Here is a 26,856-nt window from a genome sequence, read left to right as displayed (position 1 = left end):
GCCCACACTACCCACGCTGTCCCATTGATGCCCGCTAGAATGTGGGGCAGCACAATTCTTTTATACGAATCCATGTCGTATTCCCCGCCACCGCGCACATAGGTGGCGGGCGTTCGTTGCTTTAAACGCACCGCCGCGTGTGTGGGGCAACGAAGACTACTGGTCCCAGAACCTGGAAAAGGAGCTTTAGCACCCATGCCACTGTGGTCAACGCCTGCAGAGCCCGTAGCCGAGCGCGCCGCCCGAGCACATACCGAACTCACGGGCAGCGCTCCAACGCATACCGCCAGCGCGCCGGCAACGTGGTCCCTCATTGGTGAACACATTGATCACTTCGGCGGCATTGTCGCCATGTGTGTGGGAAAGTTGCGCGCTGCAGCAGCGGTAAGCCCGCGCACCGACGGCGTGGTGGCCGTACATTTCCACCCAGCTCAGGGCGAGACTGCCCATGACTCGATTAGCCTGCAGGCGCTTGCAGAACTGGCAACGGCGCAACAGCCCACCACGGATGCGGAAGGCCAGCCAGTTATTCCGCCGGCACCACAAGGTGGGTTGGCGGCCCGTGTGGGTGGCATTGTCCACACGATGATTAATCGTCAATTGCTCTCCCGGGAGACGGCCGGTGCAGATATCACCATCGCCTCCGATATTCCGGAAGGTACGGGTTTGGGTGCGGATGCCGCTGCAGACGTCGCGGTGGCGCTCGCGCTCATGGGGGCAGATGCGGATCTCGATGCACCGTTGAGGGCCCGGGTCGCGGATGTCTGTACCCAGGCCGTTTCCACCTTCGCAGCACGGCCGCCACTGCGCGCACGCCACAGCGCAGCGCTGCGCAGCGCTGGTGAGGGCGTGTGCATCATGGACTACGCCGATGGTTCTGTCACCCACGCCCCGCACGTGGTGGGCCGCGAGATGTCCGCCTTTGCGGTAGCGGTGCCCGAAGATTTTTCCGCGCAGGAGGAAAAGGCCATCGCCGATATCCGCCAGCGCCAGCGCTTTATCGATGATGCCTGCCACTCCTTTGGCACCGATTCGCTGCGCTTGCTTCCCGACGCCCAACAGCGCGTCCTCGACTGGCTCAAGGCCGTGCACAAGGTATACGGCGAGGAAGGCCGCCCGAGCATCAGCGCCGCCACGGAGTGGATGGCCTTTTATGAGGAAGAAACTGAGCGCGTAGAGAAGTTTGCGCGCTGCCTGCGCTCGCACCGCGGCGCGGAGCTCTTCCCTATCCTGTTGCAGTCACAGTCTTCCTTGGCCAATATCTACGGCTTGGATTCGGCAGAAAAGCTCGCCGAGCTGGTCACGGTTCGCGGTGCCGTAGCGGGTCGCTCGGCGCATGCCGGTACCTCGAACGCGGTCATCGCTTATGTGCCGGCGAAAAACGCGCACAATTTCGCGGCCGACTTGGCGGAAGACGGCCTTCTCGTCGTTGAGCTGCAGCCTGGCGAGGCCGCGCGCGGCGAAGACTAGGAGCTTTCCCGGCTAGTCGGCCGGCCAGGCAAAAAGAACCTCGCGCGAATCGGTATCCGCCGTCACCAGTGAGACAGTGGTTTCACTGCCGGTTTCCGGTGCGCCCACGCATTGGGCGAAGACGGGTGGCTCCGGCACGAAAATCCGTGCCTTGTCCCGCTTCGGGTCCCCGCGGACCACGGTGGCCGGAAAATTAGTCCCGAGCCAAGGTCGCAGCACAGTCGCCTCAGTCAGGTTCAGGCAGGCCTTATCTACTTGGGAGGCGAGCTGCGACGTCGAACGCATCGCCCCGATAACCTTCGTGGCGCTGCCTGTTACCCATTCGGGAACCTCATAACCGCCGCACAGCGCTAGGCATATTTCCGTGGCGAACCTATCGGAAAGGCGCCGCAGCGGCGCAGTGACGTGGGCATAGTAGCCACCAATACCGGCGTGTACCTGCGCCTCTTGCTCGCCTAGCCAGGCATAGTCGGCGCCCCGCAAAAGGCTTTGGGCTTCGCGCATGACGGCCATGCCACGCGGGGAATCGGCGTCGACGGTGAGGAGGAATTGGGGAATGGGGGCGTCGCCAAGCGCAAAGCCTAGGGCCTGCGCCTCGGCTCGAAATTGGCGCTCGTGCTCCGGCTCGGCCGCGGGCAGGGTGCGCAAGAAGCCCACGCCAGCTTCCTGCATGAGGCGCCCAGCGCACATGCCAGCAAGCAAAGACATCTCCGAGTTAAAGTCCATGACCTCATAGCGCGGCTCGATGATGAGCTCGAAGGTGCCGTCCTCGTTGTCCACCACCCGCTGGGAGGGCAGGCGCAAGGAAATGGCCTGGCGGCGCAGGGAGGATTCCTGGCGCAGCCGGCCGACCACCGGCAGCAGTGCAATAGATGGGTGGAGGTTGCCGGCCGCCAGGTCCGCGTGCGCGCCTTCATAATCCAGGCGGGCCTGGGAGTAGATGAGCGCGCGCTCGACGTGGAAGGACTCCACCTCGCCGTTGCCATCCAAGTCAAAGGTCCACAGCACGGCCGGCTTATCGGCGCCAGGCAGCAGCGAGGCTCGGTCCTCGGAAAGCTCTGGCGGGTGCAGGCGCGCGGGTTCATCGGGAAGATAGATGGTCTGGCCGCGGCGGAACGATTCCCGCTCTAGCTCGCTGCCGGGCTCAATGAACGCAGCAACATCTGCGATGGCATAAAAGACGCGGTATCCGCCCTCGCGTTCTTCGATGTAGACCGCCTGATCCAAGTCCATGGAGCCGGCGGGATCCAGGGTCACGAAGGGAATGTCGCGGGCGTCGCGGCGCGATGCGGCATATCGGTCCTGCGCGCGGGCGGCCTGGGCGGTGACCTCGGCCGGAAAATCGGTGGCTACCGAAAATTCTGTAGCAATGGCGCGGAAATCGAGCGGGGCGGCGTAGAGCTTCATGCCCACCACCATAAACGTAGTAGGGCGAATGAGTCGGCCTATAAGCCGGATTCTGTCTAACCGCGACGCTCCCCAAGGAGCACCGCGCGGTGAACATCCATCTAGACCAACCGTTGCCAGTTGGTTCCAGCAGCTACCTTCAGGCTCGAGCGAGCAGCCTTAAAACGCCTGATCGGGCCCCGCAACGTGGCGGGGCCGTGATGCCTTGCTCCCGGTGGGGTTTACCCAGCCACCGCCATCACTGACGGTGCTGGTGCGCTCTTAACGCACCGTTTCACCCTTACCTTGTGGCTCCAACTTGGCCGAAACCAAGTGGGGGCACGAGGCGGTCTACTTTCTGTTGCACTTGCCCGCGGGTTTCCCCGGGTTGCCGTTAGCAACCACCGTGCTCTGTGGAGTCCGGACTTTCCTCGGCGCCCACGCGGCAGCACGTGGCTGCCCGTTTGAAGCGACGCGATCACCCGGCCGGCTCATTCGCGTTCCTTATTCTAGCGCAGGCCTGCCAGGTGGCCCACATCGTTAAATCCGTGCACCATAGAGCCGCCTTCCCAGAATTCCACCCGCGAAATGGCAGCCAGGTCGAGGAAGAGGTGCCCAAAGGTGGCTGGGCCGGCATCTAGCGCCTGGCGTATGAAGGACTTAATTGGATTGACGTGGCTGACCACCAACACGGTCTTGCCCGCAAAGCGCTCTTGGAGCTCCTTGCGGGTGGTGCGCACGCGGCGGTTGACCGCTTGCAGCGATTCGCCGCCTGGACAGGCGACGCTCGCATCATGCAGCCATTCCTCGTGGAGTTCCGGATCGCGCTGGTGGGCCTCGGCCGCGGTTTTTCCTTCCCACGCACCGAAGTCCACCTCGATGAGGCCTTCGACCGTCTCTACCTCGATATCGCGGCCATTGGCCACGGCCGCCGCGGTCTCTTGGCAGCGGCGCAGGGGTGAGCAGACGATGGCGTCAAAGTCGGCGTCGGCAAGCGCCTGGGCAGCGGCGAGCGCCTGCTTTCGGCCAAGCTCGGTAAGGCCCGGATTGGCGCGGCCGGAGTATTGCTTGGCGGCCGACATCTCCGTCTGCCCGTGGCGAAGCAGGATAAAGCGGGTGGTAGGTCCACGGTCCCCCAGCCAATCGGTGGGGTGCGGCGCGGTGGTGTCTTGCTCCCCGGCCGGAGCTGGCTCGGCGTCTTCTTCACCGGCCACGATGCCTTCTGGGTGGCCGGCGGCCGCGGCATCCATGGCGTCATTGGACAGGGCGTCTGCCACCTTATTCTTGGCGCGCGGCACCCAGTCCAGGCTGAAAGAGGAAAAGCCGTTGATGTATTCGCGGGCGCGCAGGGCCAGCTTCTGCATGTCAGGGTGCTTGATCTTCCAGCGGCCGTTGATTTGTTCCACCACCAACTTGGAATCCATGTGGAATTCCACCTCGGTAGCGCCCATCTCGGTGGCGGCTTCAAGGCCGCGCAGCAGGCCGTTGTACTCAGCGACGTTATTAGTGGACTTGGTGCCTACCACGTAGACAATTTCGCGCAGGATGCGCTGCCCACTGCCGTCATAGATAACGGTGCCGGAACCGGCTACCCCGGGGTTGCCGCGGGAGCCGCCATCGGCGTAGATGATGACCTTCATTAGACCAGGCGCACCAGGTAGGAGCCGCAATCGCCGCACTGCGGCAGCTCATCGGCCGGGGCGTTGCGCACGGCGTTTTGCTCGGCCGGAGGCAGGACGATGAAGCAGCCCCCGCAGGCGCGGTTGGCTTTGAACTGGGCGGCGCCTACGCCGTTTTCCTCGCGCTGGGTATCGTACTCGCTGAGCACTCCAGCGGGCAGCTGATCGCGCAGCTCGCCGATGCGCACGGCCGGATCCTCTTGATTGGCGGCCGCTTCCTTAGCCGCCTCGGCTGCGCGGCGCAGCTTTTCCAGCTTGCGCTCGGAATCAGAAACGCGCGCGCCGTGGACGTCCAGATTGGACCGCAGCGCGTGCACCTCGTTATGCGCCTCCTGCAGCTCGCTCATGAGGTCAGCGATGCGGGACTTGGCGGCATAGAGATCGTGCTCCAGATCCTTGCGGGTTTCTGGGTCTACTGCGGCGCCGAGCTGGCGCTTATCATCGCGCTCGCGCTGGCGTAGCTTGCGTTCATCGGCCTGGATGCGCAGGATTTCGGTCTCCATGTCGTCGACAGCCATCTGCGCAGAACCGGAGGCATCTAGCAGGCGCTTGTGCTCTTCCTTGGCCTTGTCATACTCGGCTTGTTCCGGGATTTCCTTCTCAGCGCCATGGCCCTGCGAGCGTTCCAGGTTGGCCAGCTCCAGCAGTACCGGCTGTAGTTCTTGCGATAGTTTCACTTATGACTCCTTTGGGTGCGCAGAGATAGTCCACGGGTCGGTGCGCAGGCTAATAATTTCCGTATCCAGTTCTAAAGCATCCTCTACGATATCGCGCGCTTGGGCCGTCCACGGAAATTCGCTGGCCCAGTGGGCGGTATCGATGACGGCGGGGCCGCCGGCGCGCAGGTGCTCATCCACCGGGTGGTGGCGCAGATCGGAGGTGACGTACACGTCCACGCCTAGCTTCGCGGCCGCGGAGAGGAAGGAATCTCCCGAGCCGGAAGACACGGCCACCGTGCACACCTTCTGGTCCGGATCGCCGGCGGCGCGGATGCCCCAGGCGGTCTCCGGCAGGGCGTTGGCCACCTGCTGGGTGAACTCGCGCAAGGTCATCTCCTGCGGCAGCTCTCCCACACGTCCTAGGCCGAGCGCTTTGTCCAGGTCCTGGTGGCCGGCGGTTTCCGTGATGTCATAGGCCGGCACCTCATAAGGGTGGGCGGTGTGCAGGGCCTTCAGCAAAGAGGAGCGAAGGGCGGCCTGGGCGACGAACTCGACGCGGATTTCCTCGCCGCGGTGCAGCGCGCCGATCTCGCCCTCGGTGGGGTCAGCGCCCTCCTCCGGCTGGAATTGGCCCGTGCCGGCGATATCGAAGGAGCAGTGGGAGTAGGCACCGATGTGGCCCGCGCCGGCGTCGAAAAGCGCCTGCTTTACCTCCTCGGCCGCGGCGACCGGCACGTGCACGCCCCACTTATCCACGCCCTGCGGCTCCGGCGCGATGGGCCGGCCGGGGTTGATGCCTACCAGCTCCGCGAGCTTGTCGTTGACGCCCGGCCGCGCCTTATCCGCGTTGGTGTGGGCCGCAAAGAGCGCAACGCCATTGCTGACCAGCGTGTGCACTACCTTGCCCTTGGGCGTATCGGCCGCCACGGACTCCACCCCGCTCAGCAGCAACGGGTGGTGGACCACGAGCATGTCCGCGCCGAGCTCCACCGCGCGCTCGGCCACCGCTTGGGTGCAGTCCAAAGCGAAGGCCACCCGCTTTACCTCCGCGGCCGGATCACCGCAGATAAGCCCCACGGCATCCCACTTTTCCGCCAGGTGCGGCGGATAGGCCTCATCGAGTACGCGGCGGACATCGCCCACGCTCACAGCGGACATAGAGGTGCTCCTTTATGCTCGTTTCATGGAATAGTTACTACTGCTATATCCTATCTTCCGCACCACAGTACTATTCGCGCGAAGGGGTTTTCCGCATGACCGAATCCGATACCCGCTCCGGCCTTTACCTCGTCTTTGTCTGCACCGGAAATATCTGCCGCTCCCCCATGGCAGAAATCATTGTGCGCGATGAAATGGAAAAGGAGATGCTAGACCTCGTCGCCACCGTAGATTCCTGCGGTCTGGGCGGCTGGCATGTGGGCCAGGGCGCGGACGAACGCGCAGTTGCCGAACTGCGCCGCGGCGGCCACGATGGCGGTTCCCACCGCGCGTCCAAGCTAGGGGCAGAGCATATGGACGCGGATCTCTTCATTGCTATGGACAAGGGCCACCGCGACGCCCTTATTGAGCGCGGCATCGACCCGGACAAGATCCGCTTGATGCGCAGCTTCGATCCCAACTCCCCGGAGGACGCGGACGTGGCAGACCCCTATTACGGTTCCGCAGCGGATTTTGAAACCACACGCAAGAATATCGAGGCCGCCGTGCCTGGCCTGCTGGATTGGATTCGCGCTCACCACGACTAGACTAGGCCCCATGCTAAAGACGTTCCTTAAGCCGGGTTGGGTTCTACTGCTGCTGTTCGTCGTGGCTTTTTCCTACCTTGCTTTTACCGTCCTTGCCCCGTGGCAGCTGGGCAAGGACGATGACATTGTGGAACGCAACGAGCTCATCACCCACGCCTATGAGGCTGACCCCCAGCCGGTGGAAGACCTCGTGGATGGCCACGGCGCCATCAAGGACGATGAGTGGTCCCGTGCCACCCTCCACGGCCATTACCTACCGCAGGATGAGGTGCTGCTGCGCCTGCGCCCGGTCGATTCCGGCCCGTCCTACCAATCCCTGGTGCCCTTCCGTACCGATTCCGGCCTGACCATCCTGGTTAACCGCGGCTGGATCAAGGCCGGCGAGGCCAACGCCGTGCCAGATATCCCTGATGCTCCCTCGGGCGAGACCACGCTTACCGGCATGATCCGCGCCGATGAGGCTCAGCACCAGTCCGCCCCCATTAAGCAGGAAGGCTACCAGCAGGTCTACTCCATCCATACGGAGCAGATTGCCTCGCTTATCGACGCCCCCTTGGCCCACGACTACATCCAACTCTCCGCCGACCAGCCCGGCGTGCTCAACGCCATGCCTATCCCGCAGCTCGACCGCGGCAACCACCTCTCCTACGGCTACCAGTGGATTGCCTTTGGCATCATGGCCCCGCTGGGCCTGGGCTACTTCGTATGGTCCGAAATTCGTGAGCGCCGCCGCCTACGCGAGGAGGAAGAAACCCTCGCCGCCCTCGATGCCGATGCCTCAACCCCATCCGAGCCCGAGGACGCCTCCGCTACAGGCTCCGCGCCCGTAGAAACCCCGTCCCCTGCGACCTCCCGGCGCGACTCCCACACGACCACTGACGACGCCACCGATACCGCCACGGCCGTTCCCGCCGCGTCCTCCTCGCATGCCGCCAGCCGCCGCAATCGCTCGCGCTACGGCGACTCCAAGCCGGATCACTACGCCAAGCTGAACAAGCGCCGCCGCGAGCGCTACTAGCTACTCTCTGCCTAGGCCCGCCTGGGCCGTCGCCTGAACATCCGCCTAGGTCCCAAGGAACAGCCACGTTAGCGGGCGCTGCCCTCTCCCCTTCACGGGTTACGTGGCCACAAGTTGACTCTCGAGGCCTTAGCCCCCTCAACTCTGTCAGCAGCCTAAGCCCACCAACGCAAAAAGACCGCCTCCCGGAACCAAATCCGAGAGGCGGTCTGCCTTGTGCGGCCTGAGGGGATCGAACCCCCGACCTATTGGGTGTAAACCAATTGCTCTTCCAGCTGAGCTAAAGCCGCATGCGCTCTTGCGCTGTTAGAAACAGTAGCGCAGGTTGCTAAAGCAACACAAATCGGCAGGTAAAGCCCTACTTCTTGGTGTAGCCGCGCTGCACCAAGCACGAGCCTTGCCACTCGCCTAGGCGCTCCGCCTTGGTCTGTACCAGGCCTGCCAGCTGAGCGGACTCAGAGATGAGCCCAGGCTCGACGGTTCCCGGCTTGCCGGCGCCCGGAGTAAGCAGCCAGACTGCGCCGTTATCGGCCAGCGGGCGGCTCGCGTCCACCAGTCCATCCACAAGGTCGCCGTCTTCCTCGCGCCACCAAAGAAGAACTACATCGCACAGCTCGTCATTTTCTTCTTCCAAGAAGTCATCGCCGAGCACGGCCTCGATCGATTCAGAGATTGCAGTATCGCAATCCTCGTCCCAACCAAGCTCCAGGGCGATCTGCCCTTCCTTGATTCCGAGCTTGACTGCAGCGTCAGCCACTATGCATTTCCTTCCTAATTTAGTGAATGTCTGGTCCGCGTATCACCCGCATCCGGCGGGTAAATCGCGGCTTAATAGAAGTATTTTAACGCCCACCGGCCCCTTTTACCCGCCTAAGGGCCGCAATTCCCCCATTTTGCAGGCCCTACCGCCAGCGCAGCTGGCTCCACAGAGTTAGCAAACTACCCTCTTTTACCCCAACAAACTTTGCAAAGATACTGGTTATGGCGATGTAACGTACCGCACGTCCCCTTAAGTCGGACTTCACAACGACTGTGGATCTGTGAGCGCGTATCCTAGTAGGCAAACTGTGCAGACCCTTAAATAGGAGGTTTAAATGGCCGAGAAGGACGCCCACCAGGGCGACTCCAACTTCCCCCTCATCCGCGACGGCGTTGCATCGTATCTTCACGATAATGATCCAGAAGAGACCCGCGAGTGGATGGACTCCCTCGATGGTCTGCTGGACCACTCTGATCCGGAGCGCGCACGCTACTTGATGCTGCGCCTGCTCGAGCGCGCCACTGCGAAGCGCGTCGAGATGCCATCGCTTACGTCTACGGACTTCGTCAACACCATCCCCACCACCATGGAGCCGGAGTTCCCAGGTGATGAGGAGCTGGAAAAGCGCTACCGCCGCTGGATCCGCTGGAACGCAGCCATCATGGTGCACCGCGCACAGCGCCCGGGCATTGGCGTGGGCGGCCACATCTCCACCTACGCAGGCGCTGCTCCGCTGTATGAGGTCGGCCTGAACCACTTCTTCAAGGGCAAGGACGATCCTTCGGGCGGCGACCAAGTCTTCTTCCAGGGCCACGCTTCCCCAGGCATGTACGCGCGCGCATACATGGAAGGCCGCCTGACCGAAAAGGATCTGGATAGCTTCCGCCAAGAGGTCTCCCGCGGTGAGGGCGAGGGCCTGCCGTCCTACCCGCACCCGCGCCTGATGCCATGGTTCTGGGAATTCCCCACCGTGTCCATGGGCTTGGGCCCGATTAACGCTATCTACCAGGCACGCTTCAATAAGTACCTGGAGACCCGCGGTATCAAGGACACCTCCAAGCAGCACGTATGGGCTTTCTTGGGCGATGGCGAGATGGACGAGCCAGAATCCCGCGGCCTGCTGCAGATCGCATCCCTCTACGAGCTGGATAACCTCACCTTCGTGGTCAACTGCAACCTACAGCGCCTTGACGGCCCGGTTCGCGGCAATACCCAGATTATCCAGGAGCTGGAGTCCTTCTTCCGCGGCGCCGGCTGGGAGGTCATCAAGGTTATTTGGGGCCGCGGCTGGGATAAGCTGCTGGAAAAGGACACCGAGGGTGCCCTGGTCAACGTCATGAACACCACCTCTGATGGTGACTACCAGACCTTCAAGGCGAACGACGGCGCCTATGTGCGCGAGCACTTCTTCGGCCGCGATGAGCGCACGGCCAAGCTGGTAGAAGACATGTCCGATGATGAAATTTGGGCACTGCGCCGCGGCGGTCACGATTACCGCAAGGTCTACGCCGCCTACGCCCGCGCGCTGGAGAACAAGGGCACCGGCAAGCCAACCGTCATCCTGGCGCACACCATTAAGGGCTACGGCCTGGGCCACAATTTCGAGGGCCGCAACGCTACCCACCAGATGAAGAAGCTCACCCTGGATGATCTGAAGCGCTTCCGCGATAAGCAGGAGATTCCGTTCTCCGATGCGGAGCTGGAAAAGGATCCATACCTGCCGCCGTACTACCACCCGGGCAAGGATTCCCCGGAGATCAAGTACATGCTGGAGCGTCGTAAAGAGCTCGGCGGCTTCCTACCGGAGCGCCGTGAGGACTTCACCCCGCTCGAGGCACCTGCGCTGGATAAGCTGCGCTCCGTGCGCAAGGGCTCCGGCAAGCAGGAAGTAGCTACCACCATGGCCCTGGTGCGCACCTTCAAGGAGATCATGCGCAACAAGGAGCTGGGCAAGCGCGTCGTGCCGATCATTCCGGACGAGGCCCGCACCTTTGGTATGGACTCTTGGTTCCCCACCATGAAGATCTGGAACCCGCGCGGCCAGAACTACGTGCCGGTTGACCATGACTTGATGCTTTCTTACCGCGAGGCCACCGACGGCCAGATCATGCACGAGGGCATTTCTGAGGCCGGCGCCGCCGCCTCCTTCACCGCGGCAGCTACGTCCTACGCCACCCAGGGCGAGGCCATGATTCCGCTGTACATCTTCTACTCGATGTTCGGCTTCCAGCGCACCGGCGATGCCTTCTGGGCGGCCGGTGACCAGATGGGCCGCGGCTTCATTATCGGCGCTACCGCCGGCCGCACCACCCTGACCGGTGAGGGCCTGCAGCACATGGACGGCCACTCCCCTGTCCTGGCCGCTACCAACCCGGCCGTGGTTTCTTATGACCCGGCCTTCGGCTACGAGGTGGCGCACCTGGTCACCCGCGGTATTGAGCGCATGTACGGCAAGGACCATGAAGCCATCATGTACTACCTCACCGTCTACAACGAGCCGGTGCACCAGCCGGCCGAGCCGGAGGACTTGGACGTGGAGGGCCTGCACAAGGGCATCTACCACTTCAACACCGCTGAGGGCGGCTCCATTGCTGCCAATATCTTGGCTTCCGGCGTGGGCGTGCACGAGGCGCTGCGCGCGCAGCAGCTGCTTGCCGACGACTTCGATGTCAAGGCCTCCATCTTCTCCGTCACCTCCTGGAACGAGCTGGCCCGCGACGGTGCCCGCCGCAACAAGGAGGCCCTGCGCAAGGGTGAGGAGCCGACCGAGGCATTTGCTACCTCCCAGCTCAAGGGCTACGAGGGTCCTTTCGTTGGCGTTTCTGACTTCACCACCGAGCTGCAGGAGCAGATCCGCCCTTACGTCCCGGGGACCTACATCACCTTGGGTGCGGATGGCTTCGGCTTCTCTGATACTCGCGAGGGCGCACGCCGCTACTTCAACATCGATGCCGAGTCCATCGTCGTCGCCGTACTCGATGGCCTGGCTCGCGAGGGCAAGATTGAGCGCTCCGTTGTGGAGAAGGCAGCCAAGGATCTCAAGCTGGATGATCCGACCGCTACCACCCACATCGAGGACTAACCCCGCATTGGAGCGGGCTAGCCCCCGCGCCACGCGCAAATAAAAGGCGCCGCCGGCTTCCCGCCGCGGCGCCTTCTTCGTGCCTCGAGAGGCTCCTTCGAGAAGCCTGCCTACACCGCGTCGAGAACGCGGCCGAGCGCCGCGGAGATGGCTTCAGGGTCTTCGAGAATCACCATATGTCCGGAGCCTTCTACCGTCTGCAGGCTCGCGGCGGGCCAATTCTCACAGAGCACTTCGGATTGCGAACGCGGGGTGACGATATCGGCGGTGCCCACCACTACCTCACCGTGGAGTTTGGCCAGTCGTTCTGCGGCACCATACTCGGCGTGATCCAAAAGGTCATCGAAGAAGCCAGAGTAGGAGGCCAAGGGGGTATCGAGAAGCATGGCAACGTGGAACTGCAGCTTCTCCATCTGGGGAAAGCCGGCTAGGGTCACGGCAAAAAGCGGGGCGATAAAGCGGGCAACTTCAAAGCGGGCACTATCGACGCGCCCGGGCAGGCGCAAGCACAGGCGGTAGAGCGCGTGTAGGGATTTGGACTGCAAGATCTGGGCCACGCCCTTGGCCGCAAAGCGACGCATAGAAGTAGAAATCAGCAACGCGCCCTTGATGCGCTCATAAACCTCGGCCGGCGCACGGCGGATGAGGTTCAAGGCAACCATGCCTCCCAGGGAATGGCCCACGATGACCAAGTTGCCGCGGGGAGCGCGCTCGCGGATGACGGCGAGGACGTCGTCGGCAGCCGCGTCAACCGTGCACTCTTCTGGGTCGACCGTGGAGGATTGCCCATGCCCACGCAGGTCCACCAACAGTGCACGCGCATTGCGGCCACGCAGATAATTGGCCTGGTCATAATAGGCCTCTGAAGACAGGCAATAGCCGTGAATGAACACCACCGTCACCGGGGCGTCCTGCTGGCCTACTTCATACCAGGCGATGTCTAGGCCATCGTGGTCCACGGTGCCGGACGCGCTGATGTGGGTAAGGCCAGGCTCGGTAGAGGGATCATGCAATCCGCCATAAAGCTTTTCTAGCTCGGCGCGGTGCGAGGGGCGCAGGCGCTTGAGCCAACTACGCGCCACAACGGAAGAACGTTTTCTCAATGCCATAACGGGATCAATACTAGACTGGTGGGCATGGCAAACGACCTCAGTGCCCAATTGCAGGCAAAGTTCAATGCGAGTGTGCCGGACAAGGAGCCGGAGCGCGATACTCTCGGCCAGCTTATCGCACTTATCCGCAAGGTCACCGGGACCGAGGAAGACTTGGGCCGCGAGACCCGCCTGAAGGATATCGGCGTGGAGTCGCTCGATCTGGTGGAGCTCACCGTGCGCGCGGAAGAGGCCTTCCAGGTGCGTTTTTCTGAGGAGACGATGCTCAACAGCGAAACCATCGGCGATATCGCCGAGTATGTGGAGGATCACCAATGATTTCTTATCTATCAGACATGGACGGCGTGCTCATCAAAGAAGGTGAGATGATCCCTGGCGCCGATAAATTTATCCAGGCACTCAAAGACAATGACATCGAGTACATGGTGCTGACCAATAACTCCATGTCTACCCCGCGGGACCTATCTGCACGCCTGCGCAATACCGGTCTGGATATCCCTGCAGAGCGCATCTGGACCTCCGCTACCGCTACCGCAAACTTTCTTTCCAGCCAGGTAAGTTCCAGCAAGGCCTACGTAGTTGGCGAATCCGGCCTGACCACCGCCATGCACGAGGCGGGCTGGATCCTCACTAACGATGACCCGGACTTCGTTGTACTTGGCGAGACCCGCACTTACTCCTTTGAGGCGATTACCACCGCCATTAACCTCATCCGCAATGGTGCACGCTTTATTGCCACCAACCCGGATGTCACCGGCCCCGCCCCCACGGGCGTACTTCCGGCTACGGGCGCCGTGGCTGCGCTCATTACCGCCGCCACCAACCGCGAGCCTTATTATGTAGGCAAACCCAACCCGGTCATGATGCGCTCGGCGCTCAATCATATTGGTGCTCACTCGGAGCACACGGTTATGATTGGTGACCGCATGGATACCGACGTGAAGGCGGGCCTTGAGGCCGGTATGCGCACGGTGCTGGTGCGCTCCGGTATCTCCGATGACCGAGAAATTTCTCGCTACCCGTACCGCCCGTCGGCCGTGCTGAAATCCGTGGCGGAGCTGCCAGACAAGATTCTGGATCCTTTCGCAGAGGCGGAATAGCTCGTTCTCGAGGAGACCATCCGGCGGCAGAAAAAAGGGGTTGGCCAGCAGCAGCTGGTCCAACCCCTGTCGTGCCTTCTAAGGCAGGCGCACAGCAGCATTAAAGCTGTGACGCTGCGCGAGGTAGCGCACGACGCAATCAAGCGCGTCCAGCTCCTCGCGGGTGCCGGTAAGCACCTGGTGGCAGCCAATACCGCTGCCCGCGTTGGCGCAGGCGCTGCCGCCTTGGGCAAGCGCCGCTACGGAAAGCCCATCCCGGAACCAACGAGTGCACCACTGAGCGGTCAGTGGATCATCGCCCGGAATGATATATTCCGACTCGGTACGGATACACCGATCCATGGCGTGTTCAATCTCCGAGCGCAGCTTGCGCGGCATCCCGGAAATCTTGAGCACACCGGTGACCACGGTGGCGCCGCCGTTGACGGAGGGCCACGTGGAGGTGGAGGCCGGCTGTTCAACCGGCGCAGGGTTAACGCACGTATTCATAGCCGATTCTCCCTCGACATAGATCACCACCGCACGAGGCCTGCCGGCCCGGCGCGATGCAAGACGAGCTTCGTCTTCCCCAACGAACTGTCTGATGCGTCTGCTCACAATTTTCCTGCGTCACACCCCTCCCTACAACCCTCAACTTTCACTTCAACCCCCATTTGCTAAACCTCAACCCCAGGTACAGACTGGGGCCAAAGTTGCAGGTGAAACCGATGTTACAAATGTGAAATTTGGAGTTTGCTGAGAAAATTCTGGCCTTCCTTGACGGCAGGGAGCAGAAGCCCTGCTCACGCACGAGAAAGCGCAACTAGGATCTCACGCAACCGCCGCCCGTGCGCTCACGCCGGTCTCCCGCGCCGGATGGCCCCATTTCGCACGAAATTCCCCGACTTCTCCCCGCCCTGCGGGGGAGCCTTCCACCGCACCACGCCCCCGGTGGAAGGCGCTCGCTCCGCCAAAGCGGGCAGATTACAGAGAGTTCCAGATAGCGGTATTCGTATCGTGCCAGAGCGGCTTGCACCACTCACCAAAGTCGCGGTTTGTGAGCGCGACCATGGCATAGTCGCCGGCGACCCAGAGGTAGGTGCCGGACATGCCGAAGTGACCGACGGCGTCGGCAGGCAGGGCACCCATCCAGTGATCCTTGTCGCCGTGGATTTCAAAGCCCAGGCCCCAGGTGCAGTCTTTGAAGCTGCCGTAGCCCGGAACGATGCCGCGCAGGCCGCCGAAATGTACGCGGCGCATATCGGCCACGGTGGAGGGGTGCAAAATCTGTGGGTCTTGAACTTCCGCAGCAAAGGCCGCGAGGTCCTCCACTGTGGAAACCAAACCGTGCCCGGCCGAGCCTTCGAGCCGGGTGGAATTCATGCCCAGCGGGGCCAATATGCCCTCGCGCAGGTACTCGGCAAAGTCCATGCCCGTGGCTTCGGCCACGGTATCCGCGGCCCACTCATAACCGGCCGAGGAATAGATGCGGCGCTCGCCCACCGGCTTCTGTGGCTCCCGGGAGTCAAAGGAAATGCCAGAGGCGTGCGCAAGCAGGTGCTCGAGCGTGGAGCCTTCCGGGCCGGCGGGCCGCTCAAGCTCCACGGCTCCTTCTTCCACGGCCAGCATCACGCCGTAGGCTGCGACCAGCTTGGTTACCGATGCCACCGGAAACTCGCGGGCGGTATCCCCCACCGTTTCTTGCATCTCGCCGCGGTGCAGCAAGGCTCCGGCCACCGTATCCGCGGGCCACTGGCTAATTTGGCTAAATTCACTCATACTCTCTAGCCTACTGAGCCGCACTCGGAAGGACTGGACCGCTTTGGGCGCATCTTTTCGAGCCGGTCACCCCTTTGGCCTACTGGGCCCGCACACCTTAGGTCCAAGGTGATCGGGCCGATCTGAGCGAATGGCCCCCTCAATTCAGCCCTAAAGGCCTCAAATCAGCCCGATCAGAATGGACCTAAGCCACAGAAGCCGGCGAAAGCCCCTCGAAACCGCCCAACCGCCAGACGCGTCAGTCCCACAGGAGGCCGCCCAAGTAAACCACCGGTTAAAACAACAAGAACATTTTATGGAATCGGGCAGGAAACGGTTGCACACCCAATAGACATGAGAAAACTTTCAACCATGTCTAATAATTCTAAGAACACGGCCAGCGCAGTTAACCGCCGCCGATTCCTGCAGACCTCGGGCACGGCCGGTGCCGCCATCGCTCTGTCCGGTGCAGCCGCCAACGCACAAAGCAGCCTCTCGCCGCGCGTGGAGCAGCACATGGTGGAGCCGAAGCTGGGCGAGCGGCCCTTCCTCCACGGTGTGGCCTCGGGTGACCCGATTCCGGATTCGGTCATCCTGTGGACCCGCGTGACACCGGATGCCGATGCCATGCCGGGATCCGGGCTGGGCGAGGCCACCCGGGTGGAGTGGGAAATTGCCAAGGATGAGGGCTTTGGGGACGTCGTTAAGCAGGGCGAGGTGACCACTGACGCCAGCCAGGACCACACCGTGCACGTGGACCCGCATGGCCTGGAGCCGGAGACCGTGTACTTCTTCCGCTTTAAGGCGCAGGATAAGTACTCGCCCGTCGGTCGCACCAAGACCGCCCCGGCGCTCAGCGCCTCCCCGGAGGAGCTCACCTTTGGCGTGGCTAGCTGCGCCAACTGGGAGTCCGGCTTCTTCAACGCCTATGGCGATATTGCCCAGCGCGGCCGCGCGGATCAGCTGGATTACATGATTTTCTTGGGCGACTATATCTACGAGTATCCGCAGCGCGAATACGCCGGCTATGGCCCGGTGCGCCTGCACCACCCGGCGCACGAAATTATCTCGTTGGAGGATTACCGCATCCGCTTCGGCCGCTACCGCACCGATGAGAACCTGCAGGCCGCACACGGTGCGCTGCCGTGGGTTGTGGTGTGGGATGACCACGAGGTGGCCAACGATAACTGGCGCGAGGGCGCCGAGAACCACACCGAGGGCAAGGAAGGAGCCTTCCTGGACCGCCGCAAGGCCGCGATGCAGGCCTACTTCGAATGGATGCCGGTGCGCGCGACCAACCCGTCGGAGCAGGGCCACCTCTACCGCAGCCTGACTTTTGGTGACCTGGTAGAGCTAACCATGATGGACCTGCGCACCTACCGCGATGAGCAGGTGCGCTTTGGCCCGCGCAAGATGGCCGCCGAAGGCCGCACGATTCTCGGCTCCGAGCAGTACAACTGGCTGCTCAATAAGATCGAAACCTCTTCTGCCAAGTGGAATATGCTGGGCAATTCCGTCATGTTCTCCCCCATGAACCTGGCTACCCTGCAACAAGATGACAAGACCAAGCCGGTCTCTTCCTCGCTGTCCTCCAATATCACCGGCATTCCGGTCAACGGCGACCAGTGGGATGGTTACTCGGCGGAGCGCCGCTTGCTTATCGACGCCCTCTCTAAGCACGACTCCCACACTCTCTTTGTCACCGGCGACATCCACTCCGAGTGGGCGCACAATATCAGCAAGGATGGCCGCATCTTCGGCGCCGAGATGGTCTGCGCCTCCGTATCTGCACCCAATGTGAACGAGCAGCTGAAGCTGCCGGAGGGCAATGAGCTGTCCAAGCTGGCCGAGCGCTACTTGATGGGCGCCAACCCGCACACCCGCCACGTGGATCTGGACCACCACGGCTACAGCTTTGTCACCGTGCGCCCGGATTCGGCGGAAATGCACTGGTTGCGCGTGGATAACCTGCTCACCGCCAAGTCCCCGGTGCGCGAGGCCGTGACCATGACCTGGCGCCCGGGTGAGGGCTACAGCAAATAGTTGTAAGTTCTGTCACATGACAGGTACTCGGTGTTAACGAACGAGTAGTACACCTTCGATAGAGATAGTGAAAGACCCTCTCTGGGGAATTTCACTACCTATCACTCGCCCGCCTTTCGGGCCCCCTTTGGTGCCGCGGATTCTTCCCTAGTCCGCGGCATACTCATAGTCGATGTAGCCGCGCTCGCCGCCCAGGTAGAACGTATCTTGGTCCGGCTCGTTGAGCTCGAGGCCCTCGCGCCAGCGGCGCACCAGGTCCGGGTTGGCGATGAGCTGGCGGCCCACTACCGCGGCATCCACGTAATCCAGCTCGATTTCACGCTGGGCATCCTCCTTGGAGGTAATCGTGGGGAAGCCATCATTCATGAGCACCTTGGTCACGCCGTTTGCGCGTGCCTTCTTAGCCAGCGTGGCGATGAGCTCGCTGTCCGGCTCGCCGTGCAGCAGGGATACATAGGCCAGGTTCAGCGGTGCCAGGGCGTCGAGAAGCCCGCCGTAGGTGGCCAGCATGTCTTCCTGATCGTCTTCGATAACACCCTGCACATTGTGTGCCGGGGAGAAACGCACGCCCACGCGGTCGGCACCGATTTCCTCCACCACGGCGCGAATGACCATCTCTGGCAGGCGCCAGCGATTTTCCGGGCTGCCGCCGAATTCATCCTCGCGCTTATTGGCGGACGGCGCCATAAACTCATGCAGCAGGTAGCCGTTGGCGCCGTGGATCTCCACGCCGTCGACACCAGCATCAATAGCCCGGCGCGCACCCTGGCGGAATTCGTCCACGATGCGCGGCAGCTCTTCCTTCTTCAGCTCGCGCGGGACCGGCGCATCCATCTTGCCAGCGAAGCCACGCACGGTTCCGCCCCAATCGAAGGCGCTCGGCGCCTCCGGATTCGCACCATCAATCAGGTCTGGGTGGCTAGTGCGGCCGCCGTGCATGATCTGCATGAACAGGGTGCCGCCTTCCTCGTGCACGCGGTCTGCGACGGCGCGCCAGCCTTCTGCCTGCTCGTCGGTCGCAATGCCTGCCTGGCCCGGGAATGCGCGGTTGGTCCACGCCGGGAAGGTTCCCTCCGTAACCACCAGACCAGCCGTGGCGCGCTGCGAGTAGTACTTCTGGTGCAGCTCGGTAGGTACACCGCTTTCGCCTGCACGCTGGCGGGTCAGGGCCGCCATGGTGACGCGGTTATCTAGCTTGAATCGGCCAAGTTCCAGTGGTTCGAAAAGTGAAGTCATGCCCAGTGCAACGAGCAGCCGGGCTGCACTATTTCACCATTGCCAAAAGGTTAATGACACCAGTGTGTATGACAGCTTTACCTCGCCCAATAATGAGCGCTGGACGGACCAACTTACTGTAGAAGACCAGCCCTACTAGCGCGGCTCTGCCGGGATCTCTTGGCCGGTGCTGCCGGCGGTTCCAGAAGCTTGGGTGCCTTCGCCAGCATCACTTCCGGCAGTGGGCGCAGTGCCAGCCCCGTTGCCGGAATCGGTCCCGCCGTTGGCGGCACTCGGGGCGGGCGAGGCATTACCCGTGGCGCCCGCTCCCTGACTACCGCCGCCGGCAGGCGAATCGGTCGCGCCAGCGCCATTAGAGCCTTGCGGGTCGGCGGTCTCCGTGGCACCAGAGCTGTCCTCCGTCGGCTCGTACTTCGTGCCGGTTTCGGTGGTTTCGGGGGTGGGATTGGTAGAGGGGGCGTCGGAAAGCTGCGAGGAAGAGGCCTCCGCGCCGCTATCGCGCCAATGCTCGGGCGAAAGCCAGCCCGCATCCGCGTTTTCGGGGTTACTTGAGGCCAGGGCCAAGGCGCCGACGACAAGCAGAGCCAGGATGAGGCCCGTGGTAGAGGCGCGGACACGGCCGCCAATGGTGGCGATCTTCTGGAACTTGGTATTGGTCTCCAGCGCGCGCCAGATGCCCTGGGTGGGCTCGGGCTCGTGGTCCTCGTCATCCGGCAGCGCGGGCTTTCCGGGGCCATCGCTATCCGGGCCATCTTTCTTGGGCGACTGGTTTTCCGGCTGGGAATCGGGGCGCGAGCCCTCCCCTGCCGCGGAGGCATCCTTGACGGATTCGTGGGCCGCGGCATTGTCGCCTGCCGGAAGAAGCGGGCGCTGGATTTCGTCCAAGTCGGTCACGTTGTAGTGATCCCAGAACTCGGAAAGCAGCGCGGAGCGGATGGCGCGCTCCACCGCCCACTGGCGGGCGGGGTTTACGGTAACCAGCACGCGGTAGGTCACGTGCCAGGACTGGCCGGCGGCCTGCGGGGCAACCAACTGGGTGGCCGGCAGCACCTCGAGCTCGCCATTGACGTCCACGGCGATGGACGGTTCCTGGATGGCTTGCTCGGAAATCGTGCGCACTCGGCGCGTGATTTCCGGCAGGGTCTCGCCTTCTTGCACCGGCACGTCAAAGTTGACCACGGCGCGCGACCACTCCTGGGAGTAGTTGGTGACCGCGCCGGCCGAGCTATTGGGCACGGTGACCAGCTCGCCGGTGGGCGTGCGCACCTTGGTGGTGCGCAGGGTCAGCATCACCACGGTGCCTTCCACGTCAGTCACGCCATCGAAGCTGACGTAATCGCCCACGCCAAATTGCTTTTCCGAAAGGATGAAGAAGCCAGAGAGGAAATCCGCAATGATGGACTGGGCGCCAAAGCCCACGGCGGCCGAGACTATCGTCGCCGGCACCGCCGCACCTACCGCGGGCACGCCGAGATTGGTCAGCGCGGCCCAGATGATGAGGAAGTACGCCGCCGCCTGCACGATGTAGACCAGCGCACCGGTCAGCGCTAGGCGCGCCTTGGTGGCTTCTTCGTCTTCATCGAGGCGGTGCTCCATGATGCGGATGGCCAGCCTGCCGATGCGCGGGATCAAAATGCCTATCAGCAATAGCGCGATAAGCGGCAAGCCATGGTCAACAAAAAGGCTCCACAGCTCGTAGAAGTAATACTTCAGATTCATGCCCCTAGAGTAGGCCGCCTGCCTGAAAACTGGATGCCAGTTGGCTGCCAGCAACCGTGCAAGCGGCCGATAACCTGAGTGGGGATTGCCCAGCCTCTAATCGCGGGAGTTATAACGCTTCATGAGGCGGTCAATGAGCTCATCGGTCAGCTTGTCATCTTCCAAGATGGTATCCAGCAAGCGCTGGGATTCCTCGTGGGAGGCCTGCTCTTCCGCCTCGTAGGAGTCACCGCTAAAGTCCACGCCGAAGTCGGTGTTCTCGGGCTCCGCGGTCTGGGCGCTGAGCTGATCGACGTCCGATTCAAACGACTCCATAAACTCGCTGGCCTCTGCGGCCGCTTCCTTGCGCCGCTTGCCGGAGCGCACTTCCTTCTCAATACGGCGCTGCAGTGCGGCCTCCATCTGGCGGTGGCGCCAGGAGCGCACGCGGTGCGGCTCCAGGCGACGTCCCACCGCCCGGCTCTTATTCTCTGCCTTCTTGGCCAGCACCTTTACCTGCGCCGCGGTGTCATTAATAGGTGCCCAGTCTTGGTAGGCGGGCACCCGCCAACCGGCCCAAATGCCCAGCAGCGCCAAGAAGATGGAGACCAACGGCCCGATGATCATGCCCACGGCCATCATGTCATAGTGGTGGCCCACCAAGACGATGATGGCGCAGGCCACGGCCGGTATGACCGTCGGCTGGTTATCGCCAAAGACGCTAGGCTCGCGCCCCATGACGATGTCACGAATCATGGATCCGCCCGTGGCGGTAAACACGCCCATCATGATGCACGGGATAAGCGGCAGCCCATAGGTAATGGCCTTGACGGCGCCGGTGGCGGCCCAGAGGCCGGAAACGACGGCGTCGCCATGCGCCTGCAGATAATCCCAGGTCTTGCCCTTGAAGTAGACAAAGCGGGCAATGAGCGCACCAGCAAAGGCCAGGTAAAGGTACTCCGGCTGGCTCATGGCCGCCACGGTGCCGCGGTTAATGAGCACGTCGCGCACCATGCCGCCACCCAGGGAAGAAAACATCGCGATGAAGAAAAAGCCGATGATGTCATAGCCGCGCTTGCGCGCCATAGTGCCGCCGATGATTCCCATCAGCAGCACGCCGCTGATATCGGACCAGCGGTAGAGAGATTCAATGAGCGGATCCACTTCAACCATATGGTTATTAGACTTCACCGGCCGCCACCGCGCAATTAGCACACCCATATGCGCAGCCAGACATGAGAAAAGGCGCCGGCCTTGCTTGCCGACGCCTCCTTGCTCCCCCCTACACCGTGGGGCCAGCGGGGCTCGAACCCGCGACCAACGGATTATGAGTCCGTAGCTCTAACCGACTGAGCTATAGCCCCACGCGGATCACACACCGCAAGGGTGAATATCCGCCTACAAAAGAGTAGCCAATTCGGAGACAAAGACCAATTTGCCCAGCGCAGTGCAGTTCCATCCGGTACAAGTGAATTATGCGCCACATCACAGTCCCTTTCCTTATCGCCGCTGCCCTGACCTTGTCCGCCTGCTCCGCCGACTCGAACGACGCCCCTTCAAACGGCTCCGACGAGAACTCCTCAAATAGCCAAGACTCCAATGCCAGCTCCACCGGAGAAGCCAAGGATGTCATTGGCACGTGGGAACAAAAAATAGGCGAAGGTGACCACAAATCCACCTTTACCGCTAGCGTGACCGAAGAGGTCATCACCGTGGAGTGGGATTACGGCTCCGACAATGATGAACCACTGTGGATTGGAACCTTTGACGCTGCCAAAGCCGCCAAGGGCGAAACGGTAGCCTCCAAGAAAGACGCCGGTGGCGTGGGCGCTGTATCCGATGCCATGATGCCGGATACCCTAGATTTCAAGCTCGAAGACGATCAGCTCAAATTCACATTCAACACGGACAGTGCCCGACTAGACGTCGCGTTAAAGAAGATTAGCGACGAGCCCGAAACCAAAAATGAGCTCCAAAACACTGATGCCACCCGCTCTTTCAAAGACGATGTTTTGGAGCTCCCCACCGCCACGATCAAGATCACCGGACACCACGTTATCGACCCGGGCTCGCCCGGGAACCGGATTGGCGATAAGCCCATCATCGTCTTTGACTACGAGATGACTAATAAGACCGACAAAGAGCTGCGCACTGCGGATTTCTCCTCCATGTTCACCGCAATCCAGGATAACGACGAGAACTCCGTCAATGAGCTCAAAACCGGTTTTAGCGAATACATCGATACTGACAACATGTTGGATCAAATCAAAAGGGGGGGCACGGTCAAAAGTTCCGCCGCCTTCGAGCTTGATGACCTCACCACCCCAGTAGAACTGGTAGCTAGGGAAAAATACGGCGAGGAAGAAGTAGGCTCGCAGACCTACAAACTGGAGGAATCTACCCCGATGGATCCCGCGCCAACGGACGAAGACTCGAGCCCGGAGTTGCCCAAGAAAAAAGACAAAGATACTCATTCCGTTTAGTTCCGCACTGGATGCGCCCATCGTCTTCCCTTATGCCCAGAACGCAGTGCTCATCGGGTTCATTTCCTCCTTCGTTGGCGGACTGGTGGGCCTTGCCGTGCTTTCCACCTGGCTCAATCCAGCCTTTGGCATTGCGCTGATTCTGCCGGGCCTGGTACCCCACTTCTTCACCGGTGGTGCGGCCGGCGTCTACGGCAATGCCACCGGTGGTCGCCGCGGCGCCGCGCTCGGTGCTTTTGCTAATGGCCTCATCATTACCTTCCTGCCGGCCTTCCTCCTCGGTGTCTTGGGTTCCTTCGGCTCCGCGAATACCACTTTCGGCGATGCTGACTTTGGCTGGCTCGGCCTGCTGCTGGGCTGGTCCATCCATGCCGATGGCGCCCTGGGCCTCGTCTTCATCGCCCTCATCGCGCTGGCAATTTTGTCCTTGGGGTGGGTGTGCCAGCGCAAGCTTGTCGACGCCCACTGGGACCCCACTCCCCACCGTCCTTCCCCCACCAGCAATGCCGATGCCGCCGCAACCAGCGGTGCACCCAGCGCGGCTACTTCTTCTGGAACAGCCAAGAAGTACCCGAAGGTGCTACCGCCAGAAGGTGCGCCAGTTCCACCCGCCCGCATAGACCACTAGCCGCGCACCACGCCCCGAAGGGCGCTACAGTATCCCTATGCAGCGCCCTTCCTTATTCCCCGTAGCGTCCATCCTTCTCGCCGCTGGCCTCACCGTGAGCGCCTGCGGCACCGGCTCCGATTCCGATAACAACTCCGCGCCGGAAAACGAGCCAGCCTTCTCCACCGCACAGGACAATAGCTCTGCCGCGGGCGAAGCCGAAGCAGAATCCAGCCCGGAGAAGAACACGAAGCAACGCCGCACCGAGACGGTCACCAAACAGGCCGAACCGGATCAGCCCGCTCCGCCAGCCGGCGGCAACCACAACATCAATGTGGGCCAGATTGGCGGCTACTGCGGCACATCCTCGTCTGGCGATTCCATCGACGCCGGCGATGCAACCTCCTGTGAATTCGCCGCCGCGGTCTTTGACGCCGCAATGCAGGCTAGCTACACCATGCGTTCGAAAGATCCCACAGTAACGGCGGTATACCACGCAGATATCACCGCCAGCAGCCCAGTGACCAAACAGTCCTATAACCTGGATTGCCGCATGGGCAGCGATCAGCGGGTGCTCACCTGCGAAAAGCCCGGCGATAAAACGGTGCGCGTCTCTTTTGAAACCGCGGACCGAAGCGTGTGGACCAAGCGCGTGGCCACTACCAATTAACCGCTACTCCAGGAACTAACCAGACCGAACTAGATCAACCGTTCAGCAAACCATTCTGCAATGAAGCCTTCCTTCTTATCGCGCGCAGCGGCCACGGTTTCAACGAGCTCCACAATCTCTTCATCGGCGATTGGCCCCAGCCCAAAGCCTTCGATTTCTAAATAGGTGGAGGCACATACCCAGGCGATTCGCTTATTGCCGTCGACGAATGCATGCGCTTTTGCCAGATAGTGCAACAACGCTGCAGCCCTATCCAGTGCAGATGGGTGCAAGTACTCTCCGCCGAAGGTCTGTAAAGGGGTGGCCAATGCTGACTCAAGTTTCGAGCGGTCGAGGAGGTTGCCATCCCGACCGATGAGTTGACGGTTCAGTCGAACTACGTCTTCCACCGGAAGGCAGTACTCATTCATCGGGTTGCAAGGATCTCAAGAGCGCCCTTCCAGCGTTCTACTGAAGCTTGCAAGCGCTGCTGCAGGTCGGCACCGGAAAGATTCTGCACAGAAAGCATAGGCCGCGTCGGCCCTTCAACACCACGAGCTTCCTGCAAGGCATAGTATTTTTTCATTTCCAGCTGCGAAATCGGCTCGTTAGCATTCGCCTCGGGGCCCATCTGACCACGAGCGACGATCCATGGACGTTCCGAGTGCGTAAGTTCAATCAATTCATCGGATGTCTTATCACCATAAAAGGCAATCACGGCATCGATGATCTTTTCGGCTTCGTCCCCTATAGTCTTTACATCAGCTCCCGGTAAAACCGTAGAGGTTTTCTCGGAGCGTTGATATTTATTCTCGCGATAGAGGTTGGGTTCAACCGGACCGTCTTTCCACGCCTGAAACTCATTCGAGACAAGAGGTCGCCCGTACCAGCCCAGGCTCCATGCTTGGCAGTAATACGTAAGCTTCTCCAGCTTCCACGCATCGACCCACCCCAGTTTGTTGTAGATAACCTGCGCGACGTCTACTGCTGTAGCCATGGCCCCTCCTCTCATAGTGCGAAACAATTTTTACGTGTATAAAGCCAAAATTCTTAAGCCAGTATAGCCTTCCTCATCTGCTATATGAAGGCCACGGCAACTCCACGTCCACAGGCACCCCGGCGAGGATGTCCAGTGATTTCTTGAACTCGGCGAGGTCGAGGCCTACCTCCCTATTGGCCTCCGCCATGGCTTCGGGGATACATTCGGCGCGGGTGCGGAGGGAGGCGCCGTCGGCAGTCAGGGCCGCGAGGGCGCGGCGTTCATTGTCCGGTTCGCGCCAGCGCTCCACATAGCCCTGCTTTTCCAGACGCTTGAGCAGCAGCGTGAGCGTGCCGTTTTCCAGAATCGATGAATTTCAGCAGCACCGGCTCATCGGCCTCCCACAGCATCAGCCTGACCAAGTACTGCGGATAGGTCAGGCCTAGCTCCACCAACAACGGGCGGTAGGAGCGCACCACTACCCAGCACCTTGCCCACGCCGCCCACCAAGTCTGCCCCTACTCCAACGCCACCCGCGGCACTACCAGAGTCACCATCGGCGTCGTCGAAGACTAGCGTTCTTGCGTACAATCGGCGGACGTACAAAGACCCGATAGAAAAGGAGTCATTATGGACGCCGTATACACCACCGAAGCACTCTCCACCGGAGCAGGCCGCGACGGCCGCGCTGTAGTTAAGGATTCCGATCTGGACTTCACCATGACCGCCCCGAAGGAAATGGGCGGCAGCGGTGAGGGCGCTAACCCCGAGCAACTCTTCGCTGCCGGCTACGCCGCCTGCTACCACTCCGCGCTGAAGGCAGTGGCCAAGGACAAGGGTGTTGACGTGGAGAATTCCTCCGTCGGCGCCCGCGTTAACCTGGGCAAGAACGACGAGGGCTTCTACCTCGGCGTTGACCTCGAGGTCACCATCCCAGGCGTTGAGGATGACAAGGCACAGGAGCTTGCCGACGCCGCCCACCAGATGTGCCCTTACTCCAAGGCCACCCGCGGCAACATCGAAGTCAACGTTGGTGTTGCACAGGACTAATTTCTAGTCCTCTCCCCCTTAGCCCACGCCGCGCCACCATGCGCGCCGCGTGGGTCTTTTTATGCCTTGTGCAACCTCTTTTGTCGACGCCCGGAGACCCCTCGGCACCGCAACAAGGCCAAAACCTTATTTTTTAAAATCGCAGGTTTTTATCAATTAGCCCACCAGCTGGAGCGCCTAATTTATAAAATCGGCGATTTTTAACAATTAGGGCTCCTCCCGGCTTTCCTTTAACCGCACTAATTGATCGAATCGGACCTCGCTTAGTAAATGCCAAACGAGGCCAGGCGAGCTGAACTCCTTATCCCCCTCGCCACCCTCCGATTAGTGTGGACCATTAGAAGAAAGTTATATTCCGGTGGT

The 26,856-nt window shown here is 61.6% G+C and carries 25 protein-coding genes, 2 tRNA genes, 1 other RNA gene and 1 pseudogene; 11 read left to right on the top strand and 18 right to left on the bottom strand.

Annotated features, from left to right (window positions below; genetic code table 11):
* The first annotated feature begins 195 nt into the window (after window positions 1-195).
* Window positions 196-1,470, top strand: coding sequence for a galactokinase family protein (locus tag QP884_RS00280; protein WP_284820086.1), 1,275 nt, complete (start codon window positions 196-198; stop codon window positions 1,468-1,470).
* Between the two features lie 12 nt (window positions 1,471-1,482).
* Here the strand turns inward: QP884_RS00280 and QP884_RS00275 are convergent, their stop codons facing one another.
* The 5 genes from QP884_RS00275 to QP884_RS00255 all read right to left on the bottom strand — a co-directional run bounded on the left by QP884_RS00275 (window position 1,483) and on the right by QP884_RS00255 (window position 6,352).
* Window positions 1,483-2,877, bottom strand: coding sequence for an RNB domain-containing ribonuclease (locus QP884_RS00275; RefSeq protein ID WP_284820084.1), 1,395 nt, complete (start codon window positions 2,875-2,877; stop codon window positions 1,483-1,485).
* A gap of 25 nt (window positions 2,878-2,902) precedes the next feature.
* Window positions 2,903-3,350, bottom strand: an RNA gene (rnpB, locus tag QP884_RS00270) — RNase P RNA component class A.
* A gap of 15 nt (window positions 3,351-3,365) precedes the next feature.
* Window positions 3,366-4,496, bottom strand: a complete 1,131-nt coding sequence (locus tag QP884_RS00265) for a bifunctional RNase H/acid phosphatase (protein WP_284820081.1) — start codon at window positions 4,494-4,496, stop codon at window positions 3,366-3,368.
* Window positions 4,496-5,212, bottom strand: coding sequence for a zinc ribbon domain-containing protein (locus QP884_RS00260; RefSeq protein WP_005324390.1), 717 nt, complete (start codon window positions 5,210-5,212; stop codon window positions 4,496-4,498). Before QP884_RS00260 ends, QP884_RS00265 begins: the two co-directional genes overlap by 1 nt.
* Entirely contained in the window at window positions 5,213-6,352 is a 1,140-nt protein-coding gene (locus QP884_RS00255; RefSeq protein WP_284820079.1) for a Nif3-like dinuclear metal center hexameric protein, read from the bottom strand.
* A gap of 95 nt (window positions 6,353-6,447) precedes the next feature.
* Between QP884_RS00255 and QP884_RS00250 the strand changes: the two genes are divergently transcribed.
* Window positions 6,448-6,939 carry a low molecular weight protein-tyrosine-phosphatase gene (locus QP884_RS00250; protein ID WP_284820077.1) on the top strand — a complete coding sequence of 164 codons (492 nt, stop codon included), beginning with the start codon at window positions 6,448-6,450 and terminating at the stop codon, window positions 6,937-6,939.
* Between the two features lie 10 nt (window positions 6,940-6,949).
* On the top strand, window positions 6,950-7,957 hold the full coding sequence (locus QP884_RS00245) for an SURF1 family cytochrome oxidase biogenesis protein (protein WP_284820075.1): 1,008 nt from the start codon (window positions 6,950-6,952) through the stop codon (window positions 7,955-7,957).
* Between the two features lie 217 nt (window positions 7,958-8,174).
* On the opposite strand, the gene QP884_RS00240 is transcribed toward QP884_RS00245, so the two are convergent.
* Together QP884_RS00240 and QP884_RS00235 are read right to left on the bottom strand one after the other, a co-directional pair.
* Window positions 8,175-8,247: transfer RNA gene (locus tag QP884_RS00240), tRNA-Val, on the bottom strand.
* 68 nt (window positions 8,248-8,315) lie between these two features.
* A complete protein-coding gene (locus QP884_RS00235) occupies window positions 8,316-8,714 on the bottom strand; it encodes a DUF3052 domain-containing protein (protein WP_005324380.1) in 399 nt (132 codons plus the stop codon).
* Between the two features lie 337 nt (window positions 8,715-9,051).
* Between QP884_RS00235 and aceE the strand changes: the two genes are divergently transcribed.
* The gene (gene aceE / locus QP884_RS00230) at window positions 9,052-11,799 is read left to right on the top strand and encodes a pyruvate dehydrogenase (acetyl-transferring), homodimeric type (RefSeq protein ID WP_225746658.1); all 2,748 of its coding nucleotides are present in this window, start codon (window positions 9,052-9,054) and stop codon (window positions 11,797-11,799) included.
* Between the two features lie 110 nt (window positions 11,800-11,909).
* On the opposite strand, the gene QP884_RS00225 is transcribed toward aceE, so the two are convergent.
* Window positions 11,910-12,908, bottom strand: a complete 999-nt coding sequence (locus QP884_RS00225; RefSeq protein WP_284820074.1) for an alpha/beta fold hydrolase — start codon at window positions 12,906-12,908, stop codon at window positions 11,910-11,912.
* A gap of 27 nt (window positions 12,909-12,935) precedes the next feature.
* Between QP884_RS00225 and QP884_RS00220 the strand changes: the two genes are divergently transcribed.
* Together QP884_RS00220 and QP884_RS00215 are read left to right on the top strand one after the other, a co-directional pair.
* Entirely contained in the window at window positions 12,936-13,229 is a 294-nt protein-coding gene (locus QP884_RS00220; RefSeq protein ID WP_284820073.1) for an acyl carrier protein, read from the top strand.
* Window positions 13,226-14,011, top strand: coding sequence for an HAD-IIA family hydrolase (locus QP884_RS00215; RefSeq protein ID WP_284820071.1), 786 nt, complete (start codon window positions 13,226-13,228; stop codon window positions 14,009-14,011). The genes QP884_RS00220 and QP884_RS00215 overlap by 4 nt, the downstream gene beginning before the upstream one ends.
* 78 nt (window positions 14,012-14,089) lie before the next feature.
* Here QP884_RS00215 and QP884_RS00210 read toward each other — a convergent pair whose 3' ends face one another.
* On the bottom strand, window positions 14,090-14,500 hold the full coding sequence (locus QP884_RS00210; RefSeq protein ID WP_284820070.1) for a hypothetical protein: 411 nt from the start codon (window positions 14,498-14,500) through the stop codon (window positions 14,090-14,092).
* A 474-nt stretch (window positions 14,501-14,974) separates the two neighbouring features.
* Window positions 14,975-15,769 (bottom strand): serine hydrolase domain-containing protein, encoded by a 795-nt coding sequence (locus QP884_RS00205; RefSeq protein WP_284820068.1) that lies wholly within the window; start codon window positions 15,767-15,769, stop codon window positions 14,975-14,977.
* Between the two features lie 351 nt (window positions 15,770-16,120).
* Here QP884_RS00205 and QP884_RS00200 point away from each other — a divergent pair, with 351 nt between their 5' ends.
* Entirely contained in the window at window positions 16,121-17,791 is a 1,671-nt protein-coding gene (locus tag QP884_RS00200) for an alkaline phosphatase D family protein (protein WP_284820066.1), read from the top strand.
* A 147-nt stretch (window positions 17,792-17,938) separates the two neighbouring features.
* Here the strand turns inward: QP884_RS00200 and QP884_RS00195 are convergent, their stop codons facing one another.
* From QP884_RS00195 to QP884_RS00180, 4 genes are all read right to left on the bottom strand, one after another.
* Window positions 17,939-19,027 carry an alkene reductase gene (locus tag QP884_RS00195; RefSeq protein ID WP_284820065.1) on the bottom strand — a complete coding sequence of 363 codons (1,089 nt, stop codon included), beginning with the start codon at window positions 19,025-19,027 and terminating at the stop codon, window positions 17,939-17,941.
* A gap of 135 nt (window positions 19,028-19,162) precedes the next feature.
* Window positions 19,163-20,746: a mechanosensitive ion channel family protein gene (locus QP884_RS00190; protein ID WP_284820064.1), complete on the bottom strand. Its 1,584-nt coding sequence runs from the start codon at window positions 20,744-20,746 to the stop codon at window positions 19,163-19,165.
* Window positions 20,747-20,842: 96 nt separating this feature from the next.
* Entirely contained in the window at window positions 20,843-21,898 is a 1,056-nt protein-coding gene (locus QP884_RS00185) for a TRIC cation channel family protein (RefSeq protein WP_284820061.1), read from the bottom strand.
* A 117-nt stretch (window positions 21,899-22,015) separates the two neighbouring features.
* Window positions 22,016-22,089, bottom strand: a tRNA-Ile gene (locus tag QP884_RS00180).
* Window positions 22,090-22,200: 111 nt separating this feature from the next.
* Between QP884_RS00180 and QP884_RS00175 the strand changes: the two genes are divergently transcribed.
* The 3 genes and pseudogenes from QP884_RS00175 to QP884_RS00165 all read left to right on the top strand — a co-directional run bounded on the left by QP884_RS00175 (window position 22,201) and on the right by QP884_RS00165 (window position 24,485).
* Entirely contained in the window at window positions 22,201-23,208 is a 1,008-nt protein-coding gene (locus QP884_RS00175) for a DUF5067 domain-containing protein (RefSeq protein WP_284820060.1), read from the top strand.
* Window positions 23,209-23,212: 4 nt separating this feature from the next.
* Window positions 23,213-23,836, top strand: a pseudogene (locus QP884_RS00170) (PTS transporter subunit IIC); the annotation flags it as partial.
* A 37-nt stretch (window positions 23,837-23,873) separates the two neighbouring features.
* The gene (locus tag QP884_RS00165) at window positions 23,874-24,485 is read left to right on the top strand and encodes a hypothetical protein (protein WP_284820058.1); all 612 of its coding nucleotides are present in this window, start codon (window positions 23,874-23,876) and stop codon (window positions 24,483-24,485) included.
* Between the two features lie 29 nt (window positions 24,486-24,514).
* Here QP884_RS00165 and QP884_RS00160 read toward each other — a convergent pair whose 3' ends face one another.
* The 4 genes from QP884_RS00160 to QP884_RS00145 all read right to left on the bottom strand — a co-directional run bounded on the left by QP884_RS00160 (window position 24,515) and on the right by QP884_RS00145 (window position 25,922).
* Complete coding sequence (locus QP884_RS00160; RefSeq protein WP_239274635.1) at window positions 24,515-24,874, bottom strand: type II toxin-antitoxin system death-on-curing family toxin; 360 nt, start codon at window positions 24,872-24,874, stop codon at window positions 24,515-24,517.
* 17 nt (window positions 24,875-24,891) lie between these two features.
* The gene (locus QP884_RS00155) at window positions 24,892-25,461 is read right to left on the bottom strand and encodes a Panacea domain-containing protein (protein ID WP_284820057.1); all 570 of its coding nucleotides are present in this window, start codon (window positions 25,459-25,461) and stop codon (window positions 24,892-24,894) included.
* A gap of 73 nt (window positions 25,462-25,534) precedes the next feature.
* The gene (locus QP884_RS00150; protein ID WP_284820359.1) at window positions 25,535-25,771 is read right to left on the bottom strand and encodes a MarR family winged helix-turn-helix transcriptional regulator; all 237 of its coding nucleotides are present in this window, start codon (window positions 25,769-25,771) and stop codon (window positions 25,535-25,537) included.
* Complete coding sequence (locus QP884_RS00145) at window positions 25,725-25,922, bottom strand: hypothetical protein (RefSeq protein ID WP_284820056.1); 198 nt, start codon at window positions 25,920-25,922, stop codon at window positions 25,725-25,727. Before QP884_RS00145 ends, QP884_RS00150 begins: the two co-directional genes overlap by 47 nt.
* Window positions 25,923-26,073: 151 nt before the next feature.
* On the opposite strand from QP884_RS00145, the gene QP884_RS00135 reads away from it, so the two are divergent.
* The gene (locus QP884_RS00135; protein WP_049377754.1) at window positions 26,074-26,493 is read left to right on the top strand and encodes an organic hydroperoxide resistance protein; all 420 of its coding nucleotides are present in this window, start codon (window positions 26,074-26,076) and stop codon (window positions 26,491-26,493) included.
* The last annotated feature ends 363 nt before the right edge of the window (window positions 26,494-26,856 follow it).

The organism is Corynebacterium tuberculostearicum (assembly GCF_030229345.1).
Taxonomy (GTDB): Bacteria; Actinomycetota; Actinomycetes; order Mycobacteriales; family Mycobacteriaceae; genus Corynebacterium; species Corynebacterium tuberculostearicum_G.
Note: the sequence above shows the minus strand (reverse complement) of the source record. Positions and strands in the feature narration are given on the sequence as shown.